23 protein-coding genes are annotated in these 25,180 nt (G+C 36.6%); 8 read left to right on the top strand and 15 right to left on the bottom strand.

The genetic code is table 11. The features are described 5' to 3' along the window. Window positions 1-72: 72 nt before the first annotated feature. On the top strand, window positions 73-2,064 hold the full coding sequence (locus ACT5E3_RS13975; RefSeq protein WP_444994159.1) for an ATP-binding protein: 1,992 nt from the start codon (window positions 73-75) through the stop codon (window positions 2,062-2,064). A gap of 17 nt (window positions 2,065-2,081) precedes the next feature. On the opposite strand, the gene ACT5E3_RS13980 is transcribed toward ACT5E3_RS13975, so the two are convergent. The 3 genes from ACT5E3_RS13980 to htpG all read right to left on the bottom strand — a co-directional run bounded on the left by ACT5E3_RS13980 (window position 2,082) and on the right by htpG (window position 5,500). After that, the gene (locus ACT5E3_RS13980) at window positions 2,082-2,744 is read right to left on the bottom strand and encodes an alpha/beta hydrolase (RefSeq protein WP_444994160.1); all 663 of its coding nucleotides are present in this window, start codon (window positions 2,742-2,744) and stop codon (window positions 2,082-2,084) included. A 63-nt stretch (window positions 2,745-2,807) separates the two neighbouring features. After that, window positions 2,808-3,506, bottom strand: coding sequence for a phospholipase D-like domain-containing protein (locus ACT5E3_RS13985; RefSeq protein WP_444994161.1), 699 nt, complete (start codon window positions 3,504-3,506; stop codon window positions 2,808-2,810). Between the two features lie 77 nt (window positions 3,507-3,583). Further along, window positions 3,584-5,500, bottom strand: a complete 1,917-nt coding sequence (gene htpG, locus ACT5E3_RS13990) for a molecular chaperone HtpG (protein ID WP_444994162.1) — start codon at window positions 5,498-5,500, stop codon at window positions 3,584-3,586. Window positions 5,501-5,728: 228 nt separating this feature from the next. Between htpG and pyk the strand changes: the two genes are divergently transcribed. From pyk to ACT5E3_RS14010, 4 genes are all read left to right on the top strand, one after another. Beyond that, window positions 5,729-7,174: a pyruvate kinase gene (pyk, locus tag ACT5E3_RS13995; RefSeq protein ID WP_444994163.1), complete on the top strand. Its 1,446-nt coding sequence runs from the start codon at window positions 5,729-5,731 to the stop codon at window positions 7,172-7,174. A gap of 141 nt (window positions 7,175-7,315) precedes the next feature. Beyond that, window positions 7,316-7,843 (top strand): glycine cleavage system protein R, encoded by a 528-nt coding sequence (locus tag ACT5E3_RS14000; protein WP_444994164.1) that lies wholly within the window; start codon window positions 7,316-7,318, stop codon window positions 7,841-7,843. 85 nt (window positions 7,844-7,928) lie between these two features. Next, on the top strand, window positions 7,929-8,387 hold the full coding sequence (locus ACT5E3_RS14005; protein WP_444994165.1) for a peroxiredoxin: 459 nt from the start codon (window positions 7,929-7,931) through the stop codon (window positions 8,385-8,387). A gap of 84 nt (window positions 8,388-8,471) precedes the next feature. Continuing rightward, entirely contained in the window at window positions 8,472-9,887 is a 1,416-nt protein-coding gene (locus tag ACT5E3_RS14010) for a PhoH family protein (RefSeq protein WP_444994166.1), read from the top strand. A gap of 133 nt (window positions 9,888-10,020) precedes the next feature. Here the strand turns inward: ACT5E3_RS14010 and ACT5E3_RS14015 are convergent, their stop codons facing one another. Further along, a complete protein-coding gene (locus tag ACT5E3_RS14015) occupies window positions 10,021-11,094 on the bottom strand; it encodes an AI-2E family transporter (protein WP_444994167.1) in 1,074 nt (357 codons plus the stop codon). Between the two features lie 17 nt (window positions 11,095-11,111). Further along, the gene (locus tag ACT5E3_RS14020; protein WP_444994168.1) at window positions 11,112-11,378 is read right to left on the bottom strand and encodes a sulfurtransferase TusA family protein; all 267 of its coding nucleotides are present in this window, start codon (window positions 11,376-11,378) and stop codon (window positions 11,112-11,114) included. A gap of 98 nt (window positions 11,379-11,476) precedes the next feature. Here ACT5E3_RS14020 and ACT5E3_RS14025 point away from each other — a divergent pair, with 98 nt between their 5' ends. Beyond that, window positions 11,477-12,916, top strand: a complete 1,440-nt coding sequence (locus tag ACT5E3_RS14025) for a M48 family metalloprotease (RefSeq protein WP_444994169.1) — start codon at window positions 11,477-11,479, stop codon at window positions 12,914-12,916. Window positions 12,917-12,929: 13 nt separating this feature from the next. Beyond that, window positions 12,930-13,613: a uracil-DNA glycosylase gene (gene ung, locus ACT5E3_RS14030; protein ID WP_444994170.1), complete on the top strand. Its 684-nt coding sequence runs from the start codon at window positions 12,930-12,932 to the stop codon at window positions 13,611-13,613. A 224-nt stretch (window positions 13,614-13,837) separates the two neighbouring features. Here ung and ACT5E3_RS14035 read toward each other — a convergent pair whose 3' ends face one another. Further along, entirely contained in the window at window positions 13,838-14,608 is a 771-nt protein-coding gene (locus tag ACT5E3_RS14035) for a hypothetical protein (RefSeq protein ID WP_444994171.1), read from the bottom strand. 151 nt (window positions 14,609-14,759) lie between these two features. Between ACT5E3_RS14035 and rrtA the strand changes: the two genes are divergently transcribed. Then, window positions 14,760-15,350, top strand: coding sequence for a rhombosortase (gene rrtA, locus ACT5E3_RS14040; RefSeq protein WP_444994172.1), 591 nt, complete (start codon window positions 14,760-14,762; stop codon window positions 15,348-15,350). 170 nt (window positions 15,351-15,520) lie between these two features. On the opposite strand, the gene ACT5E3_RS14045 is transcribed toward rrtA, so the two are convergent. From ACT5E3_RS14045 to gyrA, 9 genes are all read right to left on the bottom strand, one after another. Continuing rightward, window positions 15,521-15,838, bottom strand: coding sequence for a ComEA family DNA-binding protein (locus ACT5E3_RS14045; RefSeq protein WP_444994173.1), 318 nt, complete (start codon window positions 15,836-15,838; stop codon window positions 15,521-15,523). 76 nt (window positions 15,839-15,914) lie between these two features. Continuing rightward, window positions 15,915-16,631, bottom strand: a complete 717-nt coding sequence (gene pyrF, locus ACT5E3_RS14050; RefSeq protein WP_444994174.1) for an orotidine-5'-phosphate decarboxylase — start codon at window positions 16,629-16,631, stop codon at window positions 15,915-15,917. A gap of 5 nt (window positions 16,632-16,636) precedes the next feature. Further along, complete coding sequence (gene lapB / locus ACT5E3_RS14055) at window positions 16,637-17,812, bottom strand: lipopolysaccharide assembly protein LapB (RefSeq protein ID WP_444994175.1); 1,176 nt, start codon at window positions 17,810-17,812, stop codon at window positions 16,637-16,639. Between the two features lie 24 nt (window positions 17,813-17,836). Next, window positions 17,837-18,130, bottom strand: coding sequence for a lipopolysaccharide assembly protein LapA domain-containing protein (locus tag ACT5E3_RS14060; protein WP_444994176.1), 294 nt, complete (start codon window positions 18,128-18,130; stop codon window positions 17,837-17,839). A 145-nt stretch (window positions 18,131-18,275) separates the two neighbouring features. Then, entirely contained in the window at window positions 18,276-18,569 is a 294-nt protein-coding gene (gene ihfB, locus ACT5E3_RS14065; protein ID WP_444994177.1) for an integration host factor subunit beta, read from the bottom strand. A 131-nt stretch (window positions 18,570-18,700) separates the two neighbouring features. Further along, window positions 18,701-20,374, bottom strand: coding sequence for a 30S ribosomal protein S1 (rpsA, locus tag ACT5E3_RS14070; RefSeq protein WP_444994178.1), 1,674 nt, complete (start codon window positions 20,372-20,374; stop codon window positions 18,701-18,703). Window positions 20,375-20,569: 195 nt separating this feature from the next. Further along, window positions 20,570-21,262 (bottom strand): (d)CMP kinase, encoded by a 693-nt coding sequence (gene cmk, locus ACT5E3_RS14075; RefSeq protein WP_444994179.1) that lies wholly within the window; start codon window positions 21,260-21,262, stop codon window positions 20,570-20,572. Window positions 21,263-21,278: 16 nt separating this feature from the next. After that, a complete protein-coding gene (gene serC, locus ACT5E3_RS14080) occupies window positions 21,279-22,367 on the bottom strand; it encodes a 3-phosphoserine/phosphohydroxythreonine transaminase (protein WP_444994180.1) in 1,089 nt (362 codons plus the stop codon). Continuing rightward, the gene (gene gyrA, locus ACT5E3_RS14085) at window positions 22,360-25,020 is read right to left on the bottom strand and encodes a DNA gyrase subunit A (protein ID WP_444994181.1); all 2,661 of its coding nucleotides are present in this window, start codon (window positions 25,018-25,020) and stop codon (window positions 22,360-22,362) included. The genes serC and gyrA overlap by 8 nt, the downstream gene beginning before the upstream one ends. Between the last annotated feature and the right edge of the window lie 160 nt (window positions 25,021-25,180).

Consider the following 25,180-nt stretch of genomic DNA (forward strand, 5'->3'; position numbering starts at 1 on the left):
TAATAAAAATAACTAACCGATAAATACTATGCTAGTATAGCTAAGCTACTGAATTGATAGAAAGTAAATATTGTGCATATCATCCGTTTACTCTTAATTAACCTCCTTACCTTGGTAGTTTTTATTCCAACAGTAGCAGCTTCCCAAAAAACTGAAAAAGCGTATAAAGAACAAACAATTAATGCCGAATGGTATGCTCTCCAGGTAAAAAAATATGCTAAAAACGCCCCTAAAATTGCATTAAAACTTGCAGATGAAGGTTTAAACTTCTTAAAAAATCATCCAAATGTTACAGCAGAATCAAGAATATTAAATGAATCTTCTTATGCATACTACTTTTTGGGAAACTATCCCAAAGCCATGGAGTTAGCCAAAAAGAGTCAGGCACTAGCCAAAAGTAATAAATTAGGTAACGAACTAGCCCGTTCACAAACATTGCAAGGTAACGTTCTTCAAGCTATTGGCATCTATGAACACGCCTTAATTAATTACAAGGATGCTATCAATTATTATAGAGAAAATAAACTTAATTACCTGTTAAGCAAAGTATTAGTCAATATCGCAAACACTCACTTTGAAGCTGGTCGATATTCGATTGCAATGAACTTCTATAAACAAGCTGAAAAAACAGATTTGGTCCAACAATACAAAGCAAAGTACTATCTTGGTTTTGCCAATACCTTTGCCCAACAAAATAAGTTAGATGATGCCATCATCTATTATTTAAAAGCTTCAAAGGAATATGAAAACGAAAATGATCAAATAGGACAAGAACTTTCAAATAGCGGACTAGGCTTAATCTACCTAAAGCAAAATACTCCAAACAAAGCAATCAAATTATTTGATATTGCACTGAGTTTATCACGAGTTAGTGGGCAACTATTTCGAGAGATCAATACACTGTGTTGGAAATCAAAAGCTCTTTTACAATTAAAAAAACCAGAAGAAGCTTTAAAAATAGCAAACCAAGCACTTGATTTGGCAACAAAACTAAGTACTAAAGTTGATCAAATAACAGCCTATCAAGCAAAAGCGTCGGCTTTAGAGCAATTAGGATTTAATAGTAAAGCATTAGCGTTATATCAATTAATTATCGAGTTAGATATTGAAGTGAGAAAACAACAAGTCCAGACACAAATAGAAGTTATGAAAGCAGTATTTGATTTAGAAAACAAAAATAATCAGATAGATCTGCTTAGCTCAAAAAACATGATCCAAGAACTCAATTTGAATCAACAACAATTTATATCATTAATAATCGTTATATTTATTTTACTTCTTTCAATTAGCACATTCTTCTTTTTTTATAGAAAAACGCAACAAAAACAATTAAGGGATCAACAGTCAATCAGTGCAAAGTTAAAATTATTAGACATAGTAAAAGATCAAGTTATGACCAACACCTCACACGAATTAAGAACCCCCCTAAATGGAATTATTGGTATGACTCAACTTCTACTTGAAACATCAGAAGAGTTAAATGGGGAAGACGCAGAAAAAATAGAAATCATAGAGCAATGTGGAAAAAGGCTTTTAAACCTTGTTCAAGATATTACAGATTTTTCTCAATTGCAGTCAAGAAAGTTAAACGTAAATTTAACTCCCGTTGATATTATCCCAATTATCAAACAAGCAAAATCACTACTTAATCAGTTAGCCGCTCTAAAAGAATTAAAGATAGAAGTTTTAATAAAAGAAAACTTACCTCTTGTTTACGCAGATAAAAAACGACTTCACCAAATTCTGCTTAACTTGATTGGAAATTCGATTAAATTTAGTCAAAATGGAATAATTACAATTAAAGCATTACAAGAAAACAATAACATTCGAGTTTCTGTCAGCGATCAAGGGTTAGGTATTCCAGAAAATAAATTGGCCAAAATTTTTGAGCCATTCGAACAAATAGATGGTAGTGCTTCAAGAGAAAATGAAGGCTCTGGATTAGGTTTGCCGATAACTCGCGAATTACTTCTCCTCCATAACTCAGATATATCAGTTACATCAACATTGGGTCAAGGCACAACATTTACGTTTTTATTACCATTAGCAACTCTCACAAAATAATTAAGAAAACTATCTAATCAAAGGGATAAAACCTTTCTTAACCATTCTCCTATATCTGCTATTTGCTGCGGGCACACGGCATGCTCCATCGAATAAGTTTTTAAACTCACATTATAATTTAATGACTTAAGTAACTTATTACTCGCTTTACCTAAAGCGACGGGAACAACAGGATCAAAGTCACCATGGTGAATAAAAATAGGCGTTTGTTGATTAGCTATATGATATTGTATAGAATCTTTAGTAGCAAAATAAGTTGACATAGCCAGCAAACCAGCAAGAGGTTTAGAGCAGGTTAAAAGAGTCTCAAAAGCCACAGCTCCACCTTGAGAAAAACCAGCAATGATTATTCGCTCACTGGGAATTCCACGGTTGATTTCATTTTCTATAAATTGAGTAATTTCTCTAGCAGAACTTCTTAGTTGTTTATCATCAACTTTTCGATCAATATCCATAGCTAAAATATCGTACCATGCAGGCATTGACATTCCGCCATTAATCGTAACAGGAATTGTTGGAGCATGAGGAAAAATAAATCTTACCGCAGAATTTTCAGGTAAATTTAATTGTGGAACAATCGGCTTAAAATCATTTCCATCGGCCCCTAAACCATGCAACCATATAACAGATGCATTGGCTTGTGCTTGCGGATTTACTTCAATATGTGGTAATAAGTTCATTTCATAATCGTCTGTAAATAAAAATTATTATACTTTAGACTATAAAATCGATAAAGTAAGTTTTTAGTATTTTACGCAGGATTTCCATAAAGATAAAAAGTTCTCTTGAAAACTTTCTATTAAACGGATGTCATTACTAACAACAATATTTTCTTGATTATACCTTGAAGCACTTCGAGTCCAATTAAAGCTACCATTAACTAAAATCTTTTGGTCAAAAATAGCAAATTTATGATGCATATGATTAGGACTTTGATCAATTTTCACTTCTAGACCTTCTCTAGCCAAACACTCTATATCACTGCCTAAATCTTGAGTTTTATCATTATCAGTAATTATACGAATTTTTTTCTTATTTTTATAAGCAGCCATTAAGGCTTTAGATATTTCGTTGTCTGAAATAGTAAATACACATATATCAATTTCATTATTTGCTCTCTCAATCAAACGAATAATTTTCTGAACACAATCTTGGCCAGGACTAAAATATGAATCATTACGTGTGTTTATCACTTTACTCTTGGCTGAATCTAAGGTTCTTATAATCCCTTCCAACCACTTTAACGCATCATACTCAATACTTTTATTAGCATGATAGCTTTCATAAACTATTTGAAATGCTTTATTTCTTATAAAATTTAAACTATCAAGTGACAAATTTTCTTCATTAAGAATACCTCTCAAATTAGATTTCTCTTGGTGAGAAAGTTTTGAGTCATCAAATGATGTGATAAGCAGCTTTTCAAATTCTTCTTGTTTCATTAATTTAATTTTATAATTTCAACAATTATTAGACTTATACAACAAAAAAGGAGCCTCAGCTCCTTTTTTGTTGTTTTTTATTTAGTTAACAAACGGTTTAACCTTTGCGTAAATGCCGCCGGATCTTCTAACTGTCCACTATCAGCTAATACAGCTTGATCAAAAAGAACCGCCACCCAATCTTCAAAATCTTCTTTTGATAACTCACTATCTAACTGAGTAATCAACTTATGTTCAGGATTAATTTCAAAAATAGGTTTAGAGTCAGGTACAAATTGGCCAGCAGCTTTCATCATACGAGTCATCTGCAAACTCATACCTCCATCACTTGATACAACACATGCTGGCGACTCACTCAAACGACCAGAAACTTTAACATCAGAAACCTTTTCTCCTAAAAAGTTTTTAATTTTTTCAATCAAACCTGAATTTTCTTCTGTCGCTTTTTCTACTGCCTTTTTATCATCTTCAGTTTCAAGTCCACCTAAATCCAAATCACCTTGAGTTATCGCTTGCATTTTTTTGCTATTAAACTCAGTCAGATAACCCATAGCCCACTCATCGATTCTATCGGTCATTAACAAGACTTCAACCCCTTTCTTTTTGTACACTTCTAAGTGGGGGCTACTTTTAGCTGTCGCATAATTATCCGCAACTAAATAATAAATTTTATCCTGCTCAGGTTTCATTCTATCGATATAATCTTGCAATGAAACAGACTGTTTTTCGCTATCTTGATTAGTAGAAGCAAACCGCATTAACCCTGCAATTTTTTCACGGTTTGCATGATCTTCCGCTAAACCTTCTTTTAACACAGAGCCAAACTCATTCCAAAACTCTTGGTACTTTTCTTTTTGGTTTTTAGCCACCTTTTCAATCATACCTAATGCGCGTTTAACACAGGCATTTCTTAATGATTGAGTCGCAACACTATCTTGCAGTATTTCTCGGGATACATTTAATGGCAAATCATTAGAATCAAGCACCCCTCTTACCATACGTAAGTAAATAGGAAGAAACTGTTCAGCATCATCCATTATAAATACGCGTTGAACATACAGTTTGACACCTCTGGGCTTATCCCTATTCCCTAAGTCAAATGGTGCTTTTTTGGGCAAATACAATAAACTGGTGTACTCTTGTTTACCTTCAACCTTATTATGAGCCCAAGTTAACGGCTCATTAAAATCATGTGATATATGCTTATAAAACTCTTTATACTCGTCATCTTTAACGTCTGACTTAGCTCTGGTCCATAATGCAGTCGCTTTATTTACTACCTCAAATTCAGGCACCACAACCTCATCAGCTTCTTTTTCTTCCTCATCAGAGTTAACGCCCATGTCGACCTTTTCCATTTCAACAGGAAGAGAGATATGATCTGAATATTTACCAATAATTGAACGTAATCTCCACGGCTCAAGAAACTCTTTTTCCTCATCTTTAAGGTGTAAGATAATATCGGTACCACGACCTTCTTTAGAAATTTGCTCAGTGCTAAACTCCCCCTCTCCTTTTGAAATCCAACTAACAGCATCATCGGCTTCGGCGCCAGCATGTCGCGTTCTAACCTCAACTTCATCAGCAACAATAAACGCAGAATAAAAACCAACACCAAACTGACCAATTAAATTGCTATCAGCTTTTTGCTCTTTACTCATATTTTGCAAAAACTCAGCCGTTCCTGACTTAGCAATAGTCCCTAGATTACTCATCACATCTTCATGTGTCATACCGATGCCATTATCAGAAATGGTTAGAGTACCAGCCTCTTTATCTGAGGTTATTCTGATTTTTAATTCACTGTCGTTGCCAAAATAATTATCATGACTGAGAGCCTCAAACCTTAGCTTATCGGCTGCATCAGCCGCATTTGAAATTAACTCACGTAGAAATATCTCTTTATTGCTATATAACGAGTGGATCATTAAATTAAGCAACTGCTTTACTTCAGTTTGAAAGCTATGAGTTTCTTTTTTAATCGTTTCAGACATTTGACTAATCCTTAATTCTCAATACAAAAAATTATTAATTTGATAATTGGCCTATCAATTGGGTTTCATCGAACCTTTTTCAAGGGTAAAATCTTTAAAATTACAAAAACAACCAACACACTTTCATATACAACACATAATATACTCAGGTTATAAGCTGTAAAGTTTAGGTGTATACTCACCACCTGCTAAATATTTGTACTAATTCACCCGCTTTTGGAGTCACAATTGATACGTCGAACAAAGATAGTCACCACACTTGGTCCTTCAACTAACAATGAAGCCGCTTTACGTAAACTATTCAACGCTGGCGCTAATGTTGTGCGTATGAACTTCTCGCATGGGCATGCGAGTGAACATATCGAGCGTGCAGAAATGGTACGCAAAGTAGCTAACGAGCTTGGGGTAAATATTGCTATTTTAGGTGACTTACAAGGCCCCAAAATAAGAATTGCAAAATTTAAGGAAGGAAAAGTTACTGTAAAACAAGGCGATTCTTTTACATTAGATGCAAACCTTGAACCCTCAGCAGGAGATCATGAACAAGTTGGTATTGACTACAAAGAACTACCACAAGATTGTAAAGTTGGCGATACACTCCTTCTCGATGATGGTCGCTTGGAATTTGAAATCATAAAAATATCAGGTAGTAAAGTTTTTACTAAAGTCATTATTGGCGGTGAGCTATCGAACAATAAGGGCATAAACCTTAAAGGAGGTGGTCTTTCAGCTGCCGCCCTCACCAACAAAGACATGGAAGACATCAAAATCGCCGCTAAAATAGGTGTTGATTATCTTGCCGTATCTTTCCCTCGCACATCTGAAGACATCCGGTTTGCTGAAAAGTTGACCCGTGCAGCCGGTTCAAATGCGGGTATAGTTGCCAAGATAGAACGGGCTGAAACCGTTGCTAATGATGAAACACTTGACGATATAATCAAAGCTTCAGCTGCGGTTATGGTAGCTAGAGGGGATTTAGGTGTTGAAATTGGAGATGCGGAACTCATTGGGGTGCAAAAGAAAATCATTCAAAGAGCAAGAACATTAGATAGGGCCGTAATCACAGCAACACAAATGATGGAATCAATGATAACCAATGCAATTCCAACACGAGCAGAAGTATTTGACGTAGCCAATGCTGTGCTTGATGGAACAGACGCAGTTATGCTCTCAGGTGAAACGGCTATGGGTCAACACCCTATTCGTGTAGTTGAAGCGATGTCACGTGTTTGCATTGGCGCAGAAAAACAAAAATCAACACAAATTTCTGGACATCGAGTTGAATTGCAATGGGACAATGTTGATGAAGCAATAGCTATGGCAACCATGTATGTTGCTAATCATTTACCTGATATAAAAGCAATTGCTTGTTTAACAGAGTCGGGGGCAACGCCGTTACTCATGTCGCGTATTCGTAGTGGCATTCCTATTTTTGCCCTTACCAGACTAGAATCAACAAAACGAAGAATGGCGCTTTATCGCGGTGTTGAAGCAATTAGCTTTGACCCAACAGTTTTAGCCCGTGAAAACGTTAACCGACTAGCAGCCGAAGAATTAACAAAACGAGGCTTAGTCAAAGATGGAGACTTAATCGCATTAACTAAGGGCGATCACATGGGAATACTCGGTGGCACTAATGCTATAAAAATTCTCAAAATTGGTGAAATTGTTTAAATTAAATACAATATAAGCTTACTAAATTTTAACCTGTTTGAGGTGCGAACTCTTTTTATGATTTTATTCACAAAAAGTTCTAAAGCAATTATACTCAAGCAAAAGATGACCGTTTATATGGTTAATTGAGTTCGGAGTTTTATGCAAAATTACCTAGTTATTTCGGCAATAGCGCCAAACCGTCAGGGCATAGCCAATGAGATTACTTCGTTGGTAACTTATTGTGGTTGTAATATAATTGAAAGCAAAATGCGTTCAATGGGAAATACATTCAGTGTTATTTTAATGGCTGCTGGGGAATGGAATGCTATTGCAAAATTAGAACATGTTCTGCCTAGCAAAGCTTCTGAAATGCAAATGACCACAATGATGCAAAGAACAGAATTAGCCTCACCTCAAACAGCTATCCCCTATCGAGTAAAAATTGTTGCTTTAGATAATCAAGGTATTTCAAAAGAAATCACTGACTTTTTTAACCAGCAGTCTATTAATATCCAAGAAATGAGTTGTAATACCTACCCCGCCCAGCACACTGGCGCTATGATTGTTAAATTAAGAATCACAGTGAGCATACCTAAAGGCACGTCGGTTTCAAAAATAAGAGAAAAGTTTCAGACGTTCTGCGATGAAACCAATTTAGATGGTGAAATCAGACCATTGGAACTATAGCTGGTTATATATTGCTCATTATTTACCCCTTCGCAAAGTAGACATAGATAAACACTACCAAACTCAAATCATAAGGAAAATTTTTATGAAAATCGGCGATAAACTTCCTTCAATCAATTTAGAAGCCACTGGCGATCAAAATATTAATTTGAACAAAATAAAAAAAACTAAAGTTATCGTTTACTTTTATCCCAAAGATAGTACTCCGGGTTGTACTACTGAAGGTCAAAACTTTCGAGATCTTTATAAAAAATTTGAAAAGTTAAATTGCGTGATTTTTGGAGTTTCCAGAGATAGCATTAAATCTCATGAAAAATTTAAAGAAAAACAGGAATTTCCATTTGATCTTTTGTCAGATCCAGACGAAGCTTTATGTAAGGCATTTGATGTCATTAAACTAAAAAAGCTTTACGGTAAAGAGTACATGGGAATCGAAAGAAGTACTTTTTTATTTGATGAAAAAGGTAAACTTGTCAACGAATGGCGTAAAGTGAGAGTAAAAGGACACGTTGATGAAGTGCTTGAAGCGGTTAAACAACTTTAACAATTGCCATCAAGCAATTGTATAAAAAAACACCGTATCCTCACATATGATGACTTTCCGTGCTAACGGTATAAGGAAGAATACATGCCAAGATTAAAGTTTTCTGGTTCTCGTTTATTTGTTTTAGATACAAACGTGTTAATGCACGATCCAACTTCCATTTTTCGCTTTGCAGAACATAACGTGTACATCCCCATGGTTGTACTGGAAGAGCTTGATAACGGTAAAAAAGGTTTATCTGAAGTGGCTCGAAATGTGCGTCAGGTAAGTCGCTATTTTGATGAACTGATGCAATCCGCTGACGAAGAAAAAATACAGCAAGGACTACCATTAGGTAATTCTCCCTATGCGCCAATAGAAGAAAGAACAGAAGGGTTACTTTTTTTTCAAACTTCTGAAATAACACTCGATAGGCTACCTAATGGGCTCGCTACAAGTAAAGTAGATAACACAATCGTTAATATTGCATTAGCTTTGCAAGAAGATAACAAAGATAAATTAGTGACATTAGTATCAAAAGATATCAACTTAAGAATAAAAGCCAAAATACTTGGTGTACATGCTGAAGATTATTTTAATGATCAGGTGCTCGATGATATAGAAAGCTTATATACAGGGCAAAGCATATTACCTGATGACTTTTGGTCATCTCATGATAAAGAAATGAAGTCATGGCAAGAAGAAGGACGTACTTTTTATGAGTTATCTGGCCCATTGGTAAAAAACTGGATCATTAACCAATTTATTCAATTAGATGATGGCTCTGGTTTTACCGCTATTGTTCGTAAAATTGATGCTGATTCGGCCACGATAGAACTTTGCACTGATTATACCTCTTCAACTAATGATGTCTGGGGAATTACAGCCAGAAATATTGAGCAAAGCTTTTCACTAAACTTATTGATGGATCCAGAAATAGACTTCGTCACTCTGCAAGGCCCTGCAGGCACAGGAAAAACACTTTTAGCACTTGCTGCGGCACTAGAACAAACCGTTGAAACTAAACGCTACAATGAAATAATCGTGACTAGAGTAACAGTGCCTGTAGGCGAAGATATTGGTTTTTTGCCTGGTACAGAAGAAGAAAAAATGAACCCTTGGATGGGCGCATTTACTGATAATTTAGAAGTATTATCTCCCTCTCAATCAAATGATGACTGGGGAAGGCAAGCAACACACGATATTTTACAAAAATGGCTCAAGCTTCGCTCTCTCAACTTCATGCGGGGCAGGACTTTTATTAATAAGTTTGTCATCATTGATGAAGCACAAAACCTGACTCCTAAACAAATGAAAACGTTAATTACCAGGGCTGGTCCAGGCACAAAAGTAGTGTGCCTAGGTAATGTAGGTCAAATTGATACACCTTACTTAACAGAGTCAAGCTCAGGTTTAACTTATGTCGTTGATCATTTTAAAAATTGGTCATACAGCGGGCACATAAAACTACATAGAGGCGAGCGTTCTCGTCTTGCTGATTTTGCATCAGATAACCTCTAAAAAGTGCAAGAAAATAAGGCTTGCAACAAACAAGACTTCATCATTCAAAGCTTTAAATAATGAAGTCTTGGGCCGAAACAATACCACGTAATACAATATCACGTAACTAAAATCCTTTTAAGTTAAAACAGGATCAATCAGTCTCGATAGGTGGCTGTGATTTAGCATAATCAAGGGCATCTATAACAGCCACAACCAGTGTGGCGAGAGGTATAGCAAAGAAGACCCCCCAAAACCCCCAAATACCACCAAAAAATAATACCGCAGCAATAATAGCAACAGGATGAAGGTTGTTTGCTTCAGAAAAAAGTAGCGGAACTAATACATTACCATCTAATGCTTGTATAACTAGATAAGTTAGCATCAAATATAAAAAAGTTTCATTGGGTCCCCACTGAATCAATCCAACCAATGCAACTGGTATAGTAACCAGCGTAGCCCCTACATAAGGTATCAATACTGAAAAGCCAACAAGCACACCGAGTAATAAGGCATAATTTAACCCAAACACAATAAAACTGATATAACTTACGATACCAACAATAAAAATCTCTACTACTTTACCACGGGCATAAGCGCCAATTTGTCCATCCACTTCAACCCAAACTCTGGTCGATAATTCCCTCTCACTTGGTAACCAGCGTAAAAACCAATCTAATATTTTATCTTTGTCTTTAAGAAAAAAGAAAACTAATAATGGAACTAAAATCATATAGATTAAGATCGATACAATATTTTTAAATGAAGCCAATGAGAATGAAACTAACACATCACCAATATTATTAAAGTTTCCTCCAAGTTGTTGGAGTATATTTTCTAAACGTTCTTTAGTAATAAACTCAGGATATTTATCTGGTAAAGCTAGTAGCATTGTTTTAATTTGTGCAGCCATAGCAGGTAAATCGCCAAATAACGTTTCTAACTGTTTTCCAGCTAAAGGAATGATGCCGATAATAATGGTTAAACTGATGGTACAGAAACACAAAAAGACAAAAATAACTGAAGGTAACCTTGGTATCCTTTTCCTTTGCAATGCTGAAACAGCCCATTCTAGTAAATAAGCAAAAACAATAGCCACTAAGACAGGCATGATAATAGGGCCAATTAGCCAAACCCCAAGAAATATAAATAATAAAAGCACCGTTAAAATAACAGCCTGTGGATTAGAAAAATTTCTTCTAAACCAGCGAACAAATAATTTAGTCATTTCACGCCTTAAATTGGTTAATGTTTAGTAATAATATAAACAAACTCTTTATTAATAACTTCAGCTATCATTTGGTGCTTTGTCATTTGTATATAAGCCTTAAAATCCCTTTGTGAGCCAGGATCGGTTGCCTTAACTAAGATGACTTCCCCCACCTTTGCGACATTCAAAACTTGCTTCATTTTTAATAGTGGTAGTGGACAGCTCAATCCAGTTGCATCGACTTCATGATCTGGCGATAACTTATTTTTTTCAATCGGTAGTATGTTTTCTGAGTTTGGCATAAGTGATAGACTATTACTGAACCCTTGTTTAGGGAACTAATCATACCGATTGGTTTCCTATAAGCAACCAATTTAATTCAAGTTTTATGAGAGAATCATTGAATAAGCTATATATCGCCACTATGTCAATTTTTATGACAACTTCAACGCTTATCTCAGCAGCAGAATTACCAGATATTGGTAGTAGCTCTTCTCAAGTGTTCAGCCTTGTTGAAGAGCAAGCCGTTGGTGATGACTATATGCGGCAAATTCGTGCACTGGCTCCGGTCATTAACGATGCAGAAATTAACGATTATATTCAGCATCTTGGCTTTAAACTCGTAGAACATAATCTTGCAGCACGAGATCGTCAATTCTCTTTTTTCGTACTAAGAGATGATTCAATTAACGCTTTTGCAATGCCTGGAGGCTATATTGGCCTACATACAGGACTTATCACTAAATCAGACACAGAAAGTGAGCTCGCATCCGTTATTGGCCATGAAATTGCGCATGTCACACAACGTCACCTTGCTAGACGACTTGAACGCCAAAAAGAGCTATATATCCCATCATTAGCGGCATTCGCTGCGGCAATATTAATTGCCGCCAAAAGCAAAAATAGCGATGCTGGGGTTGGCGCGCTCATGGGTGCTCAAGGCCTTGCTCAACAAGCCCTTATCAATCATACACGCTCTAACGAAGCTGAAGCTGACAGAATCGGAATTTCAACATTGCATGATGCAGGTTTCGACGCTAAAGGCGCCATTACATTTTTTGAAAAAATGCAGGAAAATGCAGGATATTATTCTAATGCTTTTGAGTTTTTACGTACTCACCCACTTTCTCGCTCTAGAATTACCGATGCTAGGCTTCGAGCACAAGAATATCCACCAAGAAGGGTATCCGATCCTCTCAAATATCATTTAATCAAAGAAAAAGTAAGGGCTATTACAGCCAAAATCAATCCAGTCACTATTCAACGAGCTAATACCAATTATAAAAATGGTGAATTTAAGAGCAATGCAGAACTCTATGGGTATGCCATTTTTATGATTAGAGCCAAGCAATACGAAATCGCTGAGAAAATTCTCAATGGTTTACGCTTTTCAGATATCAAAGAACCCGCATATGCCATTGCTATTGCACAATTAGATATTGAACGAAATACCCCAAAAAAATCTATCAGCATTATTAAGGATATGCTAGTACAAACACCTGGTAATCTAGCATTGGTTGAAACCTTAGCTGAACTTTATCTAATTGATAGTGACTTTATCAAAGCCCGAGAGTTGCTTCTGGAAAATATTCATATGACTGAATATGCCCCCTATTTATTGAAACTATTATCTGAAGCTCAAGAAGGTTCAGGCCATAAATCTGAAGTTTATGAAACAGAAGGAAACTATCTCCTGGCTATGGGTGACCTTGGGGGCGCACGAATTCAATTTGAACAAGCGCTTAATATTCATACAGAAGATCCTTACGCCAGAGCAAGAATTAATGCGCAAATTAATCGTATTAGAGAATACATCAGACAGCGCAGTCTAAGACATTAAATAGGAAAAATTCATGACAGTAGAATCAACCACAAAAGAACTAAGTTGGGCTCAACTGATTGAAACAGAAAAACAAAAAGACTATTACCAGAAACTATCTCAGTGGGTTGGACAAGAACGCCAAGCAGGTAAAAATATATATCCTCCGGCCGATTTAGTGCTAGCCGCTTTAAAGAGAACACCTTTAAATAAAACTAACGTCGTAATACTTGGACAAGATCCTTATCATGGAGAAGGACAAGCCAATGGTTTAAGCTTTTCTGTTGCCAAAGGTGTGAGAATACCTCCTAGTCTAAAAAATATTTTTAAAGAAATTAGCCAAAGTTTGAATATTTCAACTCCAATACACGGCGATCTTTCACATTGGGCAGATCAAGGTGTTCTATTACTTAATACAGTGCTTACAGTAGAACAAGCTAAACCTCAGTCACACCAAAATAAAGGATGGGAAATACTGACAGATGAAATAATTCAGTACCTCAATAATGCTCCGCAATCAATCGTCTTTTTACTTTGGGGCAGCCCAGCACGAAAAAAGATCCGTTTAATTAATACTCAAAAACACCACGTTTTAGAAGCACCACACCCATCCCCCTTATCTGCACACCGCGGCTTCTTAGGATGTGATCATTTTAATCAAGCCAATGAAATATTGATAAACTCAGGCAGAAAACCAATTGATTGGGCGCTCCCATAGATTAATGAAATATTAATTAGCGCATGTTAATCATGTGTTTTTGAATAAATAAAACAACAGCTCCTTGGTAAGTGAAGCACTTATAATCAAGTGAAAATAAAAACGCTTAACTTGATTATAAGTTCAAACAGCGCTCTCTCTTACTCTATTTGACGGTTAAGTTACATTGTTCCATCAAACCGAACCTTCAAGCTAGAGCATTTCAAATTAGAGCATAATAAACACTAAAAGTGATAGCTCAAATTGACTCCTACACTATCCGCTTCTAATAGCTCTTTGCAATTACTAACACAAGAAATAGTATTAATATTATCGGTAGCTCCAATAGTATAACGAGTAGAAAGCTTATCAAAGTCGTAGGACATTTTAGTTAACTTGACTCCCAATGAGATATTTTTATTAATTAAATAATCATATTGTAGTGTCGCTCCAATGCCATTATCAAAATGGTAAGTAGTTTTTAAATCAAAACTAGATCCATACTCTTTATGTATGGCTTTAGGATTAATATGATAAGACAAACCAAGTCCAACTCTGTGTCGCCCTAGATTATAGAATGGAATGAGATCGAGTGTATTACGGGCGATTTTCATACTGCCCTTACCGCCAGATCCATCAGTTAAATCGCCGTTTATAGAATCATACTGATAACCCAATGTTGTCATCAATACTATGCGGGAAAACAACGGTATTTCAGCTCCCAATGAAGCACTAAACAAACCACCAGCTTCAATATCATCTTCCCAAGCCTGTGGCAAATCAGCACTTACTCCTTGCCACGGACCAACCACAGTTAGAGGAATTCCCGTATAATATTGTCCATCACCTCGATTAAACAATGGTAAAGGCTCAGTGCCGTCTCCCCCTTTACTTCCACCAACCTGAATAAGCCATTTAAAACTTTCTTCAAATTGATATTGCTTTTTGTATTCAGCCGAATTAGCTGTTGATAGAATTGTCAGTAGAACAATTCCTAACAAAATGATATTTTTCACTCTCATCCCTTTGCTTTTATGATTAAAGTTGATCTATTCTATTGCCTATTTTTAAATTTGTCATACAAAAAAGCAAAATATCTGTCAGTGTTCTCAAAATATTGAGTTTTTAATGATAAATTTCTTTTAACGGTTAAATCAGTGCTTAATCATGTCAACCAAAAATCATATTAAACCCTTTTATTTGGTTATTTTCATCATACTAATCAGCTTATTCATACAAGTATTCGCACCAGAATCTCTTGAGTTTTTTAGATATCAAAGTACAGAAGTTTCAAATGGTGAATGGTGGCGTTTAATCAGCGCTAATTTTACTCATAGTAACTGGAATCATTGGGTACTGAACATGTTAGGACTTTTGTTAATGGACTTTTTATTTCAACCTTTAATATCATTTAAGCTAAGAGCTTGTCTGTTGACTTTTTGTATTGTTATTAATGTTGTGCTAATTCACATGTACCTTACTATTCACTGGTATGTTGGACTTTCCGGTGCTTTACACGGGTATCTTTTTGGTGGAGCTTTATTATCTATTAATAAAGCAAAAACTTTTGCATTTTTAATTTTAATTATTGTTAGCATCAAACTTTTTGTAGAACTAAATTGGGAAATAAACCAAACTACAGCAAGTTTTATTAACGCCAATGTAGTTGAAGAAGCCCATCTATTTGGCACTATTTCTTCAATTATATTTTGTATTTTTTATTGGCTAAGTCATAAAATAAGGAAAGTTATAGTCTAGATTAATTCTAGCCCAATGAAAATTAAACATAGTAAACAAACAAGCCAATTTATCAATGCAACGAAAAGAATATAGCAACCTCATTCTCATTAGCAAAAATGCGAGTCAGTTCATCACTGACTCGCATTAAGAAAAGATACATGCTGCTTAATTAAATTTCATTAGTAATATTACTCAAGCAGTATTCTACCTTGATTTTTGGTTAGCGTTAAAACTCCAATCCCTTTCACTGCTGCGACATCTTCAACCTTTTTAAAGTCACCGTGCTTTTTGCGATATTCAACAATAGCATGGGCTTTTTTAAGTCCAACTCCCGTTAAGCTCTTTGCTATTTCCTTAGCACCGGCAGTATTAAGGTTTACTTTTTGCCTTTCAACTTGTATCGTCGATTTAGCTTCTGAACTTAATTGATTCGACTTTGCAAAAGAGTTTGGTGCAAAAGCCAAAAATGCAATGATTGAAGTAATAAGTAATAGTTTGTTTTTCATGGTTCTCTCCCTGAAAGATTTGTTTCCGTTTATATGTTAAATGAAACTGTACTTTAGCGGAAAAGAACGATTTATTCTACACAGTTTGAATACTTTCAGATATCTCGCACAAAGTTTTCAGCGGATCGGCTGAAAGTGTTATTGGACGTCCAATGACCAAATAATCCACTCCTGCTTGAACAGCTTTTTCAGGTGTCATCACTCTTGATTGATCGCCCGAATCAACCCCCAGAGGCCTAATGCCAGGCGTAACTAACAAAAAGTCCGTTCCCAAGCGTGTTTTTAATCTAACGGCTTCTTGCGCAGAACACACAACACCATCTAACCCTGCTTGTTTCGCTAAATCAGCAAAGTGTGCTACTTGTTGCTCCACATCTCGCTGAAATCCAATTGCTTCATATTGAGTTTGATCGATACTTGTTAAAATAGTAACCCCTGTAAGTAAAGGTCTTTCCTTACCCAATGTTTTTAGTGCATTAACTGACTCTTGCATCATTTTCAAACCACCTGAAGTGTGAACATTTATCATCCAGACTCCAAGTTCAGCCGCGGCTAGGCAAGCTTTAGCTACAGTATTAGGAATATCATGAAATTTAAGATCTAAAAATACTTTAAAGCCTTTAGCTACAAGATACTTTACCCAATCAGGTCCAAACAATGTAAACATTTCTTTGCCAACCTTTAATTTACACATAGAGGGATCTAATAAATCTACAAATGCTTTTGCTCTATCTAGTTTGTCAAAATCTAATGCAACGATAATTTTCGACTCTGTTAAATGATTAAAACTCAACTTTACTATTCTCCTTCTATACCTTGTATTGGTTTTACACTACCCCATGTCTTACAACCAGGACATTGCCAAAATAACGCCTTAGAATCAAAACCACAACGATTACAATGGTAGACAGGCTTATTTTCTAATAATTTAGTAACAACTCCCTGAAGCATTAACAAGCTTGGCTTCGCACTGTCACTCGCATGTTTTAAATATAGTTCGATCAATTTTAGCAAGCCTTTAATCGATGGACGTTCCACCATTTGATGAGCAATGTACTGACCTGCAGCAATATCACCCTTTTCAGCTTTAATTTCTTCTGCATAAACTAAAATACTAGAAACACCTGCTCCCATCTCTATTGCATGTTGTAAAAATTGCAGCAAACCTTTTGTATCATTCAGTTGTTTAAAACAAGCTGTTACCTTGTTAATTGCTTCTGGCAAAAATTCTATATCCTGTCGAACCAGTTCCCGGTAGGCTTTAATCGCTTGCTTGTAACGCCCCAAGGAAAACTCAATATCACCGCTAATCATCGATGCTCTAGCACAGTTTGCATCAACAGATATTGCTTTTTTTATGTAACTAACGGCTTCTTTAGGAGTTTGATGATAAAGTTTATTTTCTGCAAGCTCGCAATAAAAATGTGCAATTTCAGTCTTAGTACTTGAAGATGCCCCCGGCTGAAGCTTTTCTGATACTTTAATGGCGTTTTGCCAATCTTTAGTTTGTTGATATATCAGTAACAGCTGTTTCAAACTTGCCTGTTTATGAGTTTGATCTGCAACCAATTCGTTGAATATATTTTCCGCACGATCTAGCAGACCAGCAGCCATATAGTCATAACCTAATTCTAGCAATGACATCTTTCTATGTGCCGCCGAAAGTGATGGGCGAGCAATTAAATTTTGGTGGATCCTAATAGCTCTATCAACTTCACCACGACGACGAAATAAGTTACCCAAAGCAAGATGTGTTTCTACTGTTTCAGAGTCCACTTCCAACATACTCACAAAAGTATCTATCGCTTTATCGGCCTCTTCGTTTAATAAATAATTAAGACCTACAAAATACTTCTTCGATAAACCTAATTGCCGTGCTGCCGACTTTCCACTAGCCTTCTGCTTTCCATTTCGATACCCAAAATACCACGCTATTGGTAATAATAATGAGACGGCTATTACTGATTCAAACATACCTTTGCGCTCATATCCTTATAGTTAATATTCATCTTTTACAGGCAAAGCTCTCAAACTATTTAGCTCTTTCTCTTGTTTCAATATTTTGCTTTTAGCTTGGCGAAGTTGAAATTTAGCTTTAAATAAACTCCCAATGACAGACAATATACCAACCACAACTCCAACCAACAAAGACATCATCATAACTCTATCTAATTGCCATTCAATTTGTCCAATAAAATAGTTGATCTTAACCAACGAGTCATTTTGCGAAAAAAACAATGCAGAAATAATGACTATGATAACAGCTAAAAGAATTGTTAAGAAATTTCTCAAGTTAATGCCTCTTAAGTCTAATTAACGACATATTTTAATGCACTTCGTTTCCAATCGGTCGAGAATCAGTTTATAGGATGTAAGGGTATAAAAAAAGCATATCAAAAGATATGCTTTATTTTATTTAAACCGTTTTATTTATAAATCAGTCAGATTTTAACCCTTCATTTACTCTATCCCTTAGCTCTTTTCCTGGTTTAAAGTGAGGGACATACTTACCCTCTAACTGTACCGATTGACCCGTTTTAGGGTTTCTTCCGGTACGAGGCTCTCGGAAATGCAATGAGAAGCTTCCAAACCCTCTTATCTCTATACGTTCGCCCTTAGCAAGTGATTGAGCCATGTGCTCGAGTATGCTCTTAACAACTAATTCGACATCTTTTAGAGATAATTGAGTTTGACGCGCAGCCAATCTTTCGATAAGTTCGGATTTTGTCATCAATCCATTCCTTTGTTAGTTCGGGACACTGAATATATACCTTGTACAATAGACAATTTATTAATAAAAAGCAAAAAAAAATGCCCAAAATCAATAGATTATGGGCGCTTTTTAAAAACAAACAGAAAAGATTAGTCGCGATCTAACTGCTCTTTAAGCAGATCACCAAGAGTTGCCGGGGCTGATTCTTCGCCATCTTTGCTGTACTCAGCAATTGCTTCAGCTTCTTCTTGCTTGTGTTTTGCTTTAATTGATAAGGTAATAACTCGATTCTTCTTGTCTACCGCTGTAAATTTAGCTTCTACAGCATCACCTTCACTAAAGTGCTTTGCAGCATCATCAACTCTATCATCGCTAATTTCTGAAGCTCTTAAATAACCTTCAACGTTATCAGCTAATGCTACTTTAACACCTCTAGCATCCACTTCAATCGCAGTACCATTAACAATAGAACCTTTAGTATTTTCAGCTAAAAACTGTGCAAAAGGATCTGAATCAATTTGCTTAATACCTAATGAGATACGCTCTCTCTCTGCATCAACAGAAAGAACGACAGCTTCAACTTCATCGCCTTTATTATAATCACGAACCGCTTCTTCACCAGTAGCAGTCCAAGAGATATCAGATAAATGAACTAAACCATCAATACCACCATCTAGACCGATGAAGATACCAAAATCAGTGATTGATTTGATTTTACCAGTAACACGATCATTCTTATTAAATTTACCAGCAAATTCAGTCCAAGGATTAGGTACACATTGTTTAAGGCCTAAAGAAATTCTTCTGCGCTCTTCGTCAATGTCTAACACCATTACTTCAACTTCATCACCCAAATTAACCACTTTACTTGGGTGGATGTTTTTGTTTGTCCAATCCATTTCAGAAACGTGAACCAAACCTTCAACACCTTCTTCGATTTCAGCGAAACAACCATAATCAGTTAAGTTAGTAACACGTCCAAACAAACGAGTACCTTCAGGATAACGACGGTTTAAATCTGCCCATGGATCTTCGCCCAACTGTTTCATACCGAGTGATACACGTTGACGCTCACGGTCATACTTAAGTACTTTAACATCAATTTCATCACCAACCTGTACCACTTCAGAAGGATGTTTAACACGCTTCCAAGCCATATCTGTGATATGCAAAAGTCCATCAACGCCACCTAAGTCAACAAAAGCACCGTAATCAGTTAAGTTTTTAATGATACCTTTAACCTTAGCCCCTTCTTCTAAGCGAGCTAATAACTCATCTCTTTCAGCTGAACTTTCAGCTTCAATAACACTTCTTCTTGAAACAACAACATTGTTGCGTTTTTGATCGAGTTTGATAACTTTAAATTCTAGATCTTTGCCTTCTAGATGAGTTGTATCGCGAATTGGACGCACATCAACCAAAGAACCTGGTAGGAATGCACGAACATTTTTAACTTCAACCGTAAATCCACCTTTAACTTTACCAGTAATCATACCAATTACTGTTTCATTGGCTTCACAAGCTTTTTCTAGCTCTAACCAAGTTTCAAAACGTTTGGCTTTTTCACGAGATAGTTGAGTTGCCCCATACCCATCTTCAATCGCATCAAGTGCTACGTCAATCTCATCACCGATATTAACTTCTACTTCACCCTGCTCATTTAAGAACTGTGATAAAGGAATAACACCTTCAGATTTAAGACCAGCATTAACTGTTACAGTCTCACTATCAATTGCAACCACAGTGCCCTTAACGATAGCACCTGGACGCATTTCTAATTCATTTAAACTCTGCTCAAAAAGTTCTGCGAAATTTTCGCTCATCTTTAGTTACCTAAAATCACGTAATCTGGAATTACGCTTAGTTTCAAACTCCGAATAACATCCGGTTATTTCGGGATTATTAATCAAAGGTTTACTAATCCATCAGCAACCCATATAGTAAAATGTATTCCCACTCAGCCAATATGCTGAATGTCAGAATTTGATTTGGTTATACAAATTTATATAAAAGACTTGCTAACCTATTCCAATTTCTGGCAAGCTTTTAGCTGCAAATTCAAGCACTTGTGTAAGTACTTGAGGAATAGTTAAATGAGAACTATCAACGACAAAAGCTCCCCTCGCGGGAACCAATGGTGCCACGAGGCGAGTTCTATCACGCTCATCGCGTGTTTTTATGCTATCTAAAAGCGCGCGCATATTAGCATCTGCACCTTTATTTTTCAACTGTTTATAACGTCTTTCGGCCCTACATTCAGCACTAGCGGTTAAAAATATTTTGACTGGTGCTTCAGGAAAGACAATCGTACCCATATCTCTACCATCAGCAACTAGCCCTGGAGACTGATAGAAGTTTCTTTGGCGTTCTAATAATGCCTCTCTTACAGACTCAATAACGGCAACTTGGGATGCTGCCTGTCCTGCTTCATCAGTTCTTATATAAGGAGATAAGTTTTCCCCTTCAAAGATAGGCTCAACTTCTCCAGTAGTGTCATCAATTAAAAATTGAATATCGAGATTTCTAGCCAGTTGAGTAATTTTCTGCTCTTCGTTGAAAGCAATTCCATGTCGTTGTGCTGCGAGACCTAAAACCCGATACAAAGCACCACTATCTAACATGTGCCAACCTAACTTACTCGCAAGTTGCAGGCTAACAGTTCCTTTGCCAGAACCTGATGGACCATCGATGGTAATAATATTTAATGTCACTCAATATCCTTAAAATCTATCCATATTTTTGCTTGAACTGTTGCATAAAATCTATCAGCGCGCTAACACCTTCTATCGGCATAGAGTTATATAAGCTAGCTCTCATACCACCAACACTTCGATGGCCTTTCAAGCCAACAAGACCAGCTTCGGTTGCCTGCTGTATAAAAACAGGATTTAAGTTGCTGTCTTGTATTATAAATGGAATATTCATACGAGAACGATTCTTTATAGCAACTGGGTTATGATAAAATTCATCTCTATCAATGAAATCATAGAGCATTTTAGACTTTTCTATTGCCAACTCTTCCATTTTTACCACGCCGCCTTGCTCAATCAACCATTCAAATACCAGGCTGGCTAAATACCAGGCAAAAGTAGGCGGAGTATTCAACATTGAGCCTTGCTTTGATTGAATCTGATAATTAAGCACTCGTGGCAAATGCTCAAAATTCATTTGTTCAATTAAAGAGTGCTTAACTATCACGAGAGTCATCCCTGCTGGCCCAATGTTTTTTTGAGCTCCAGCATAAATAAAGTCAAAATCATTCACATCAATATTTTCAGATAAAATACACGAGGACATATCTGCAACAAGAGGTCCTTTGCTTGAAACTGCTTGTTCAAAACGTAAACCTTCAATTGTCTCATTGGGCGTATAGTGTGTATAAACAGGGGAAGAACTTCTCTCCCAACAGTCTTGTTCTATCAATGAACGCAAGTTGTTTTCATCAGTACAAATCGCGTTAATCTTGTTTACTCTACCAAACCGAGAAGCCTCATCTGCCGCTTTGTCAGACCAGATCCCATTGGTAATATATTCTGCTTCAACATCAGAATTTAATAATCCCATAGGAATATTTGAAAATTGGTGAGTAGCACCACCATGCATAAATAATACAGCATGTTGCTCACCAATCCCCATTAAAGCTCTTAAATCAGATTCAGCCTTATTAGCTAACTCTTGATATTCCGATGAGCGGTGACTGACTTCCATGACAGAAACACCAAGTCCTTTCCAATCAAGTAGCTCTTGCTGTGCTTTTAGCATCACCGACTGAGGTAATGCAGCCGGGCCGGCACAAAAGTTAAATGTCCTACTCATTTTCAGTGTCATCTTCTTCTGTGTTATCCAACTCTTTAGTTACTGAGCTAGATTCATCTACAACGGTATTACTATCAGTAGATTCGCCACTGGTATTTTCTTGGACGTCATCTTCCTCATCTTTTTCCAACTCATCAATACGTTGTAGACCAACTAATGTTTCATCCTCTTGTAATCTGATTAAGCGAACACCCTGCGTGTTTCGTCCCATAGTCCTGATTTCATCAACGCAAGTTCTAACTAGCGTTCCACCTTTACTAATTAGCATGATTTCATCGCCATCTTGTACTCTAACGGCACTAATAGCTTTACCATTTCGCTCACTCAATGTAATAGAAATAACACCTTGTCCCCCCCTTCCTCTTAGTGGGTGTTCAGACATATTAGTTCTCTTACCATAACCATTTTCAGTGACTGTAAGAATTTGACTATTATCATCAGCTCTAACTAACGCAATTACTTTTTGCTCATCAGATATTCGAATGCCTCTGACTCCTCGCGCCGTACGTCCCATCTGACGAACATTCTCTTCATGGAACCGAATAACTTTTCCTGCATCACTGAATAACATCAAGTGATCTTCACCATTTGTTACAACAGTGCCAATCAGCTCATCGTCATCATCTAAACGTAGTGCAATAATTCCATTAGAACGAGGTCTTGAGAATTGCTCTAATGAAGTCTTTTTAACCGTTCCGTTTGCAGTTGCCATAAACACATATTGATCTTCAGCATATTCTTTAACCTGCAAAATACTGGTTATGCGCTCACCTTCAGCTAGTGGTAAAATATTTACAATAGGTTTGCCGCGCGCGCCTCGGCTTGCCAGCGGTAACTCAAATGTTCTCAACCAGTAGACCTTACCAGTACTAGAAAAACATAAAATAGTTGCATGTGTAGAAACAACCAAGAGTTTAGCAATGAAGTCTTCATCTTTCATTTTTGTTGCAGACTTACCTTTACCACCGCGACGCTGTGACTCATATAAAGAAAGTGGCTGATACTTCACATAACCTTCATGCGATAAAGTCACAACAACATCTTCTTCTGGTATTAAATCTTCAACTAACAAGTCGGCAGAACTATTGGTAATTTCTGTACGTCTTTCATCACCAAACATTTCTTGAACTTCAACTAACTCTTCGCGAATCACTTCCATCAGTCTTTCAGTGCTAGCTAAAATGGCTAATAACTCAGCAATTAATGCAATTAAGTCTTTATAATCATTGATGATTTTTTCGTGTTCAAGCCCTGTTAGCTTGTGCAATCTCAAGTCTAATATTGCTTGAGCTTGTGCTGGAGATAGGTAATATAAATTATCAACCAGCCCATATTTTGCTTCCAAATCATCAGGTCGGCATGCATCTGCACCTGCACGATCAAGCATGCTAACAACCGCAGTAGCTTCCCACCCTTTTGCCATCAATTGAGTTTTTGCTTCTGCTGGAGTAGGTGCTTTTTTAATGAGCTCAATGATTTCATCAATATTAGCTAAAGCTAACGCTAAACCTTCTAAAACATGAGCTTTTTCACGAGCTTTTCTTAAATCAAAAACAGTACGGCGAGTCACCACTTCTCGACGATGGCGAATAAATGCTTCTAGCATTTCTTTTAAATTAAATAGTTTCGGCTGCCCACTTTCTAATGCAACCATATTAATACCAAATACTGTTTGCATTTGTGATTGAGAATAAAGGTTGTTCATTAATACATCAGCATTTTCTCCACGCCGAAGTTCGATCACCATTCTCATACCGTCTTTATCGGACTCATCTCTTAGTCCTGTAATGCCATCTATTTTTTTATCTTTTACCAGCTCTGCAATTTTTTCAATTAAACGAGCTTTATTTACCTGATAAGGTAATTCCGTCACGACAATACTTTCTTTACCATTTTTATCATCAGTTTCTATATGGTGTCTGGCTCGAATATAAATTCGACCACGGCCAGTCGTGTAGGCTTGGATTATACCTGCACGCCCACTAATAATGCCTTGAGTGGGAAAATCAGGTCCTGGAATATGCTCCATTAAACCAGCAACATCAATATCTGGATCGTCCATCACGGCAAAACAAGCATTAATCACTTCATTTAAATTATGGGGAGCTATGTTAGTTGCCATACCAACAGCAATACCGGCAGATCCATTAATTAATAAGTTAGGAACTCTAGTCGGTAAAACAGTAGGCTCGGTCTCACTACCATCATAGTTTTCAGCCCAATCAACTGTTTCTTTTTCAAGATCAGACAATAATTGATGTGCTAATTTGTCCATTCGTACTTCGGTATATCGCATAGCGGCTGGCGAGTCACCATCAACAGAGCCAAAGTTTCCTTGCCCATCGACTAGCATATACCTTAAGGAAAATGGCTGCGCCATTCGAACGATAGTATCGTAAACAGCAGTATCACCATGTGGGTGGTACTTACCGATAACGTCTCCGACGACACGAGCGGACTTTTTATAAGCCTTATTAAAATCATTACCTAACTCATTCATCGCATACAGCACACGCCTATGAACAGGTTTTAGACCATCTCGAACATCAGGTAATGCTCGACCAACAATAACACTCATTGCATAATCGAGATAAGAGACTTTCAGCTCGTCTTCAATATTAATTGGAAGGACTTCTTTTGCAAATTCACCCATAAACGACCAAGGTTCCTTATATTATTGATTTTAAGGGTCTTTTTAATGCTTGTTATATTTTTATATACGAGTAAAAACAGACCCAGTTTTTAATTGGCTAATAACCGCCATAAAGCGGCGCATTATATCACAAGATGAATAAATTTGATGGGATAAATTT

The organism is Aliikangiella litoralis, assembly GCF_052495765.1.

Coding starts and splice junctions, on each gene's coding strand:
- ACT5E3_RS13980 (WP_444994160.1), bottom strand. CDS start 2,744: ATGAACTTATTACCACATATTGAAGTAAATCCGCAAGCACAAGCCAAT.
- ACT5E3_RS13985 (WP_444994161.1), bottom strand. CDS start 3,506: ATGAAACAAGAAGAATTTGAAAAGCTGCTTATCACATCATTTGATGAC.
- htpG (WP_444994162.1), bottom strand. CDS start 5,500: ATGTCTGAAACGATTAAAAAAGAAACTCATAGCTTTCAAACTGAAGTA.
- ACT5E3_RS14000 (WP_444994164.1), top strand. CDS start 7,316: ATGCAAAATTACCTAGTTATTTCGGCAATAGCGCCAAACCGTCAGGGC.
- ACT5E3_RS14005 (WP_444994165.1), top strand. CDS start 7,929: ATGAAAATCGGCGATAAACTTCCTTCAATCAATTTAGAAGCCACTGGC.
- ACT5E3_RS14010 (WP_444994166.1), top strand. CDS start 8,472: ATGCCAAGATTAAAGTTTTCTGGTTCTCGTTTATTTGTTTTAGATACA.
- ACT5E3_RS14015 (WP_444994167.1), bottom strand. CDS start 11,094: ATGACTAAATTATTTGTTCGCTGGTTTAGAAGAAATTTTTCTAATCCA.
- ACT5E3_RS14020 (WP_444994168.1), bottom strand. CDS start 11,378: ATGCCAAACTCAGAAAACATACTACCGATTGAAAAAAATAAGTTATCG.
- ung (WP_444994170.1), top strand. CDS start 12,930: ATGACAGTAGAATCAACCACAAAAGAACTAAGTTGGGCTCAACTGATT.
- rrtA (WP_444994172.1), top strand. CDS start 14,760: ATGTCAACCAAAAATCATATTAAACCCTTTTATTTGGTTATTTTCATC.
- ACT5E3_RS14045 (WP_444994173.1), bottom strand. CDS start 15,838: ATGAAAAACAAACTATTACTTATTACTTCAATCATTGCATTTTTGGCT.
- lapB (WP_444994175.1), bottom strand. CDS start 17,812: ATGTTTGAATCAGTAATAGCCGTCTCATTATTATTACCAATAGCGTGG.
- ihfB (WP_444994177.1), bottom strand. CDS start 18,569: ATGACAAAATCCGAACTTATCGAAAGATTGGCTGCGCGTCAAACTCAA.
- rpsA (WP_444994178.1), bottom strand. CDS start 20,374: ATGAGCGAAAATTTCGCAGAACTTTTTGAGCAGAGTTTAAATGAATTA.
- serC (WP_444994180.1), bottom strand. CDS start 22,367: ATGAGTAGGACATTTAACTTTTGTGCCGGCCCGGCTGCATTACCTCAG.
- gyrA (WP_444994181.1), bottom strand. CDS start 25,020: ATGGGTGAATTTGCAAAAGAAGTCCTTCCAATTAATATTGAAGACGAG.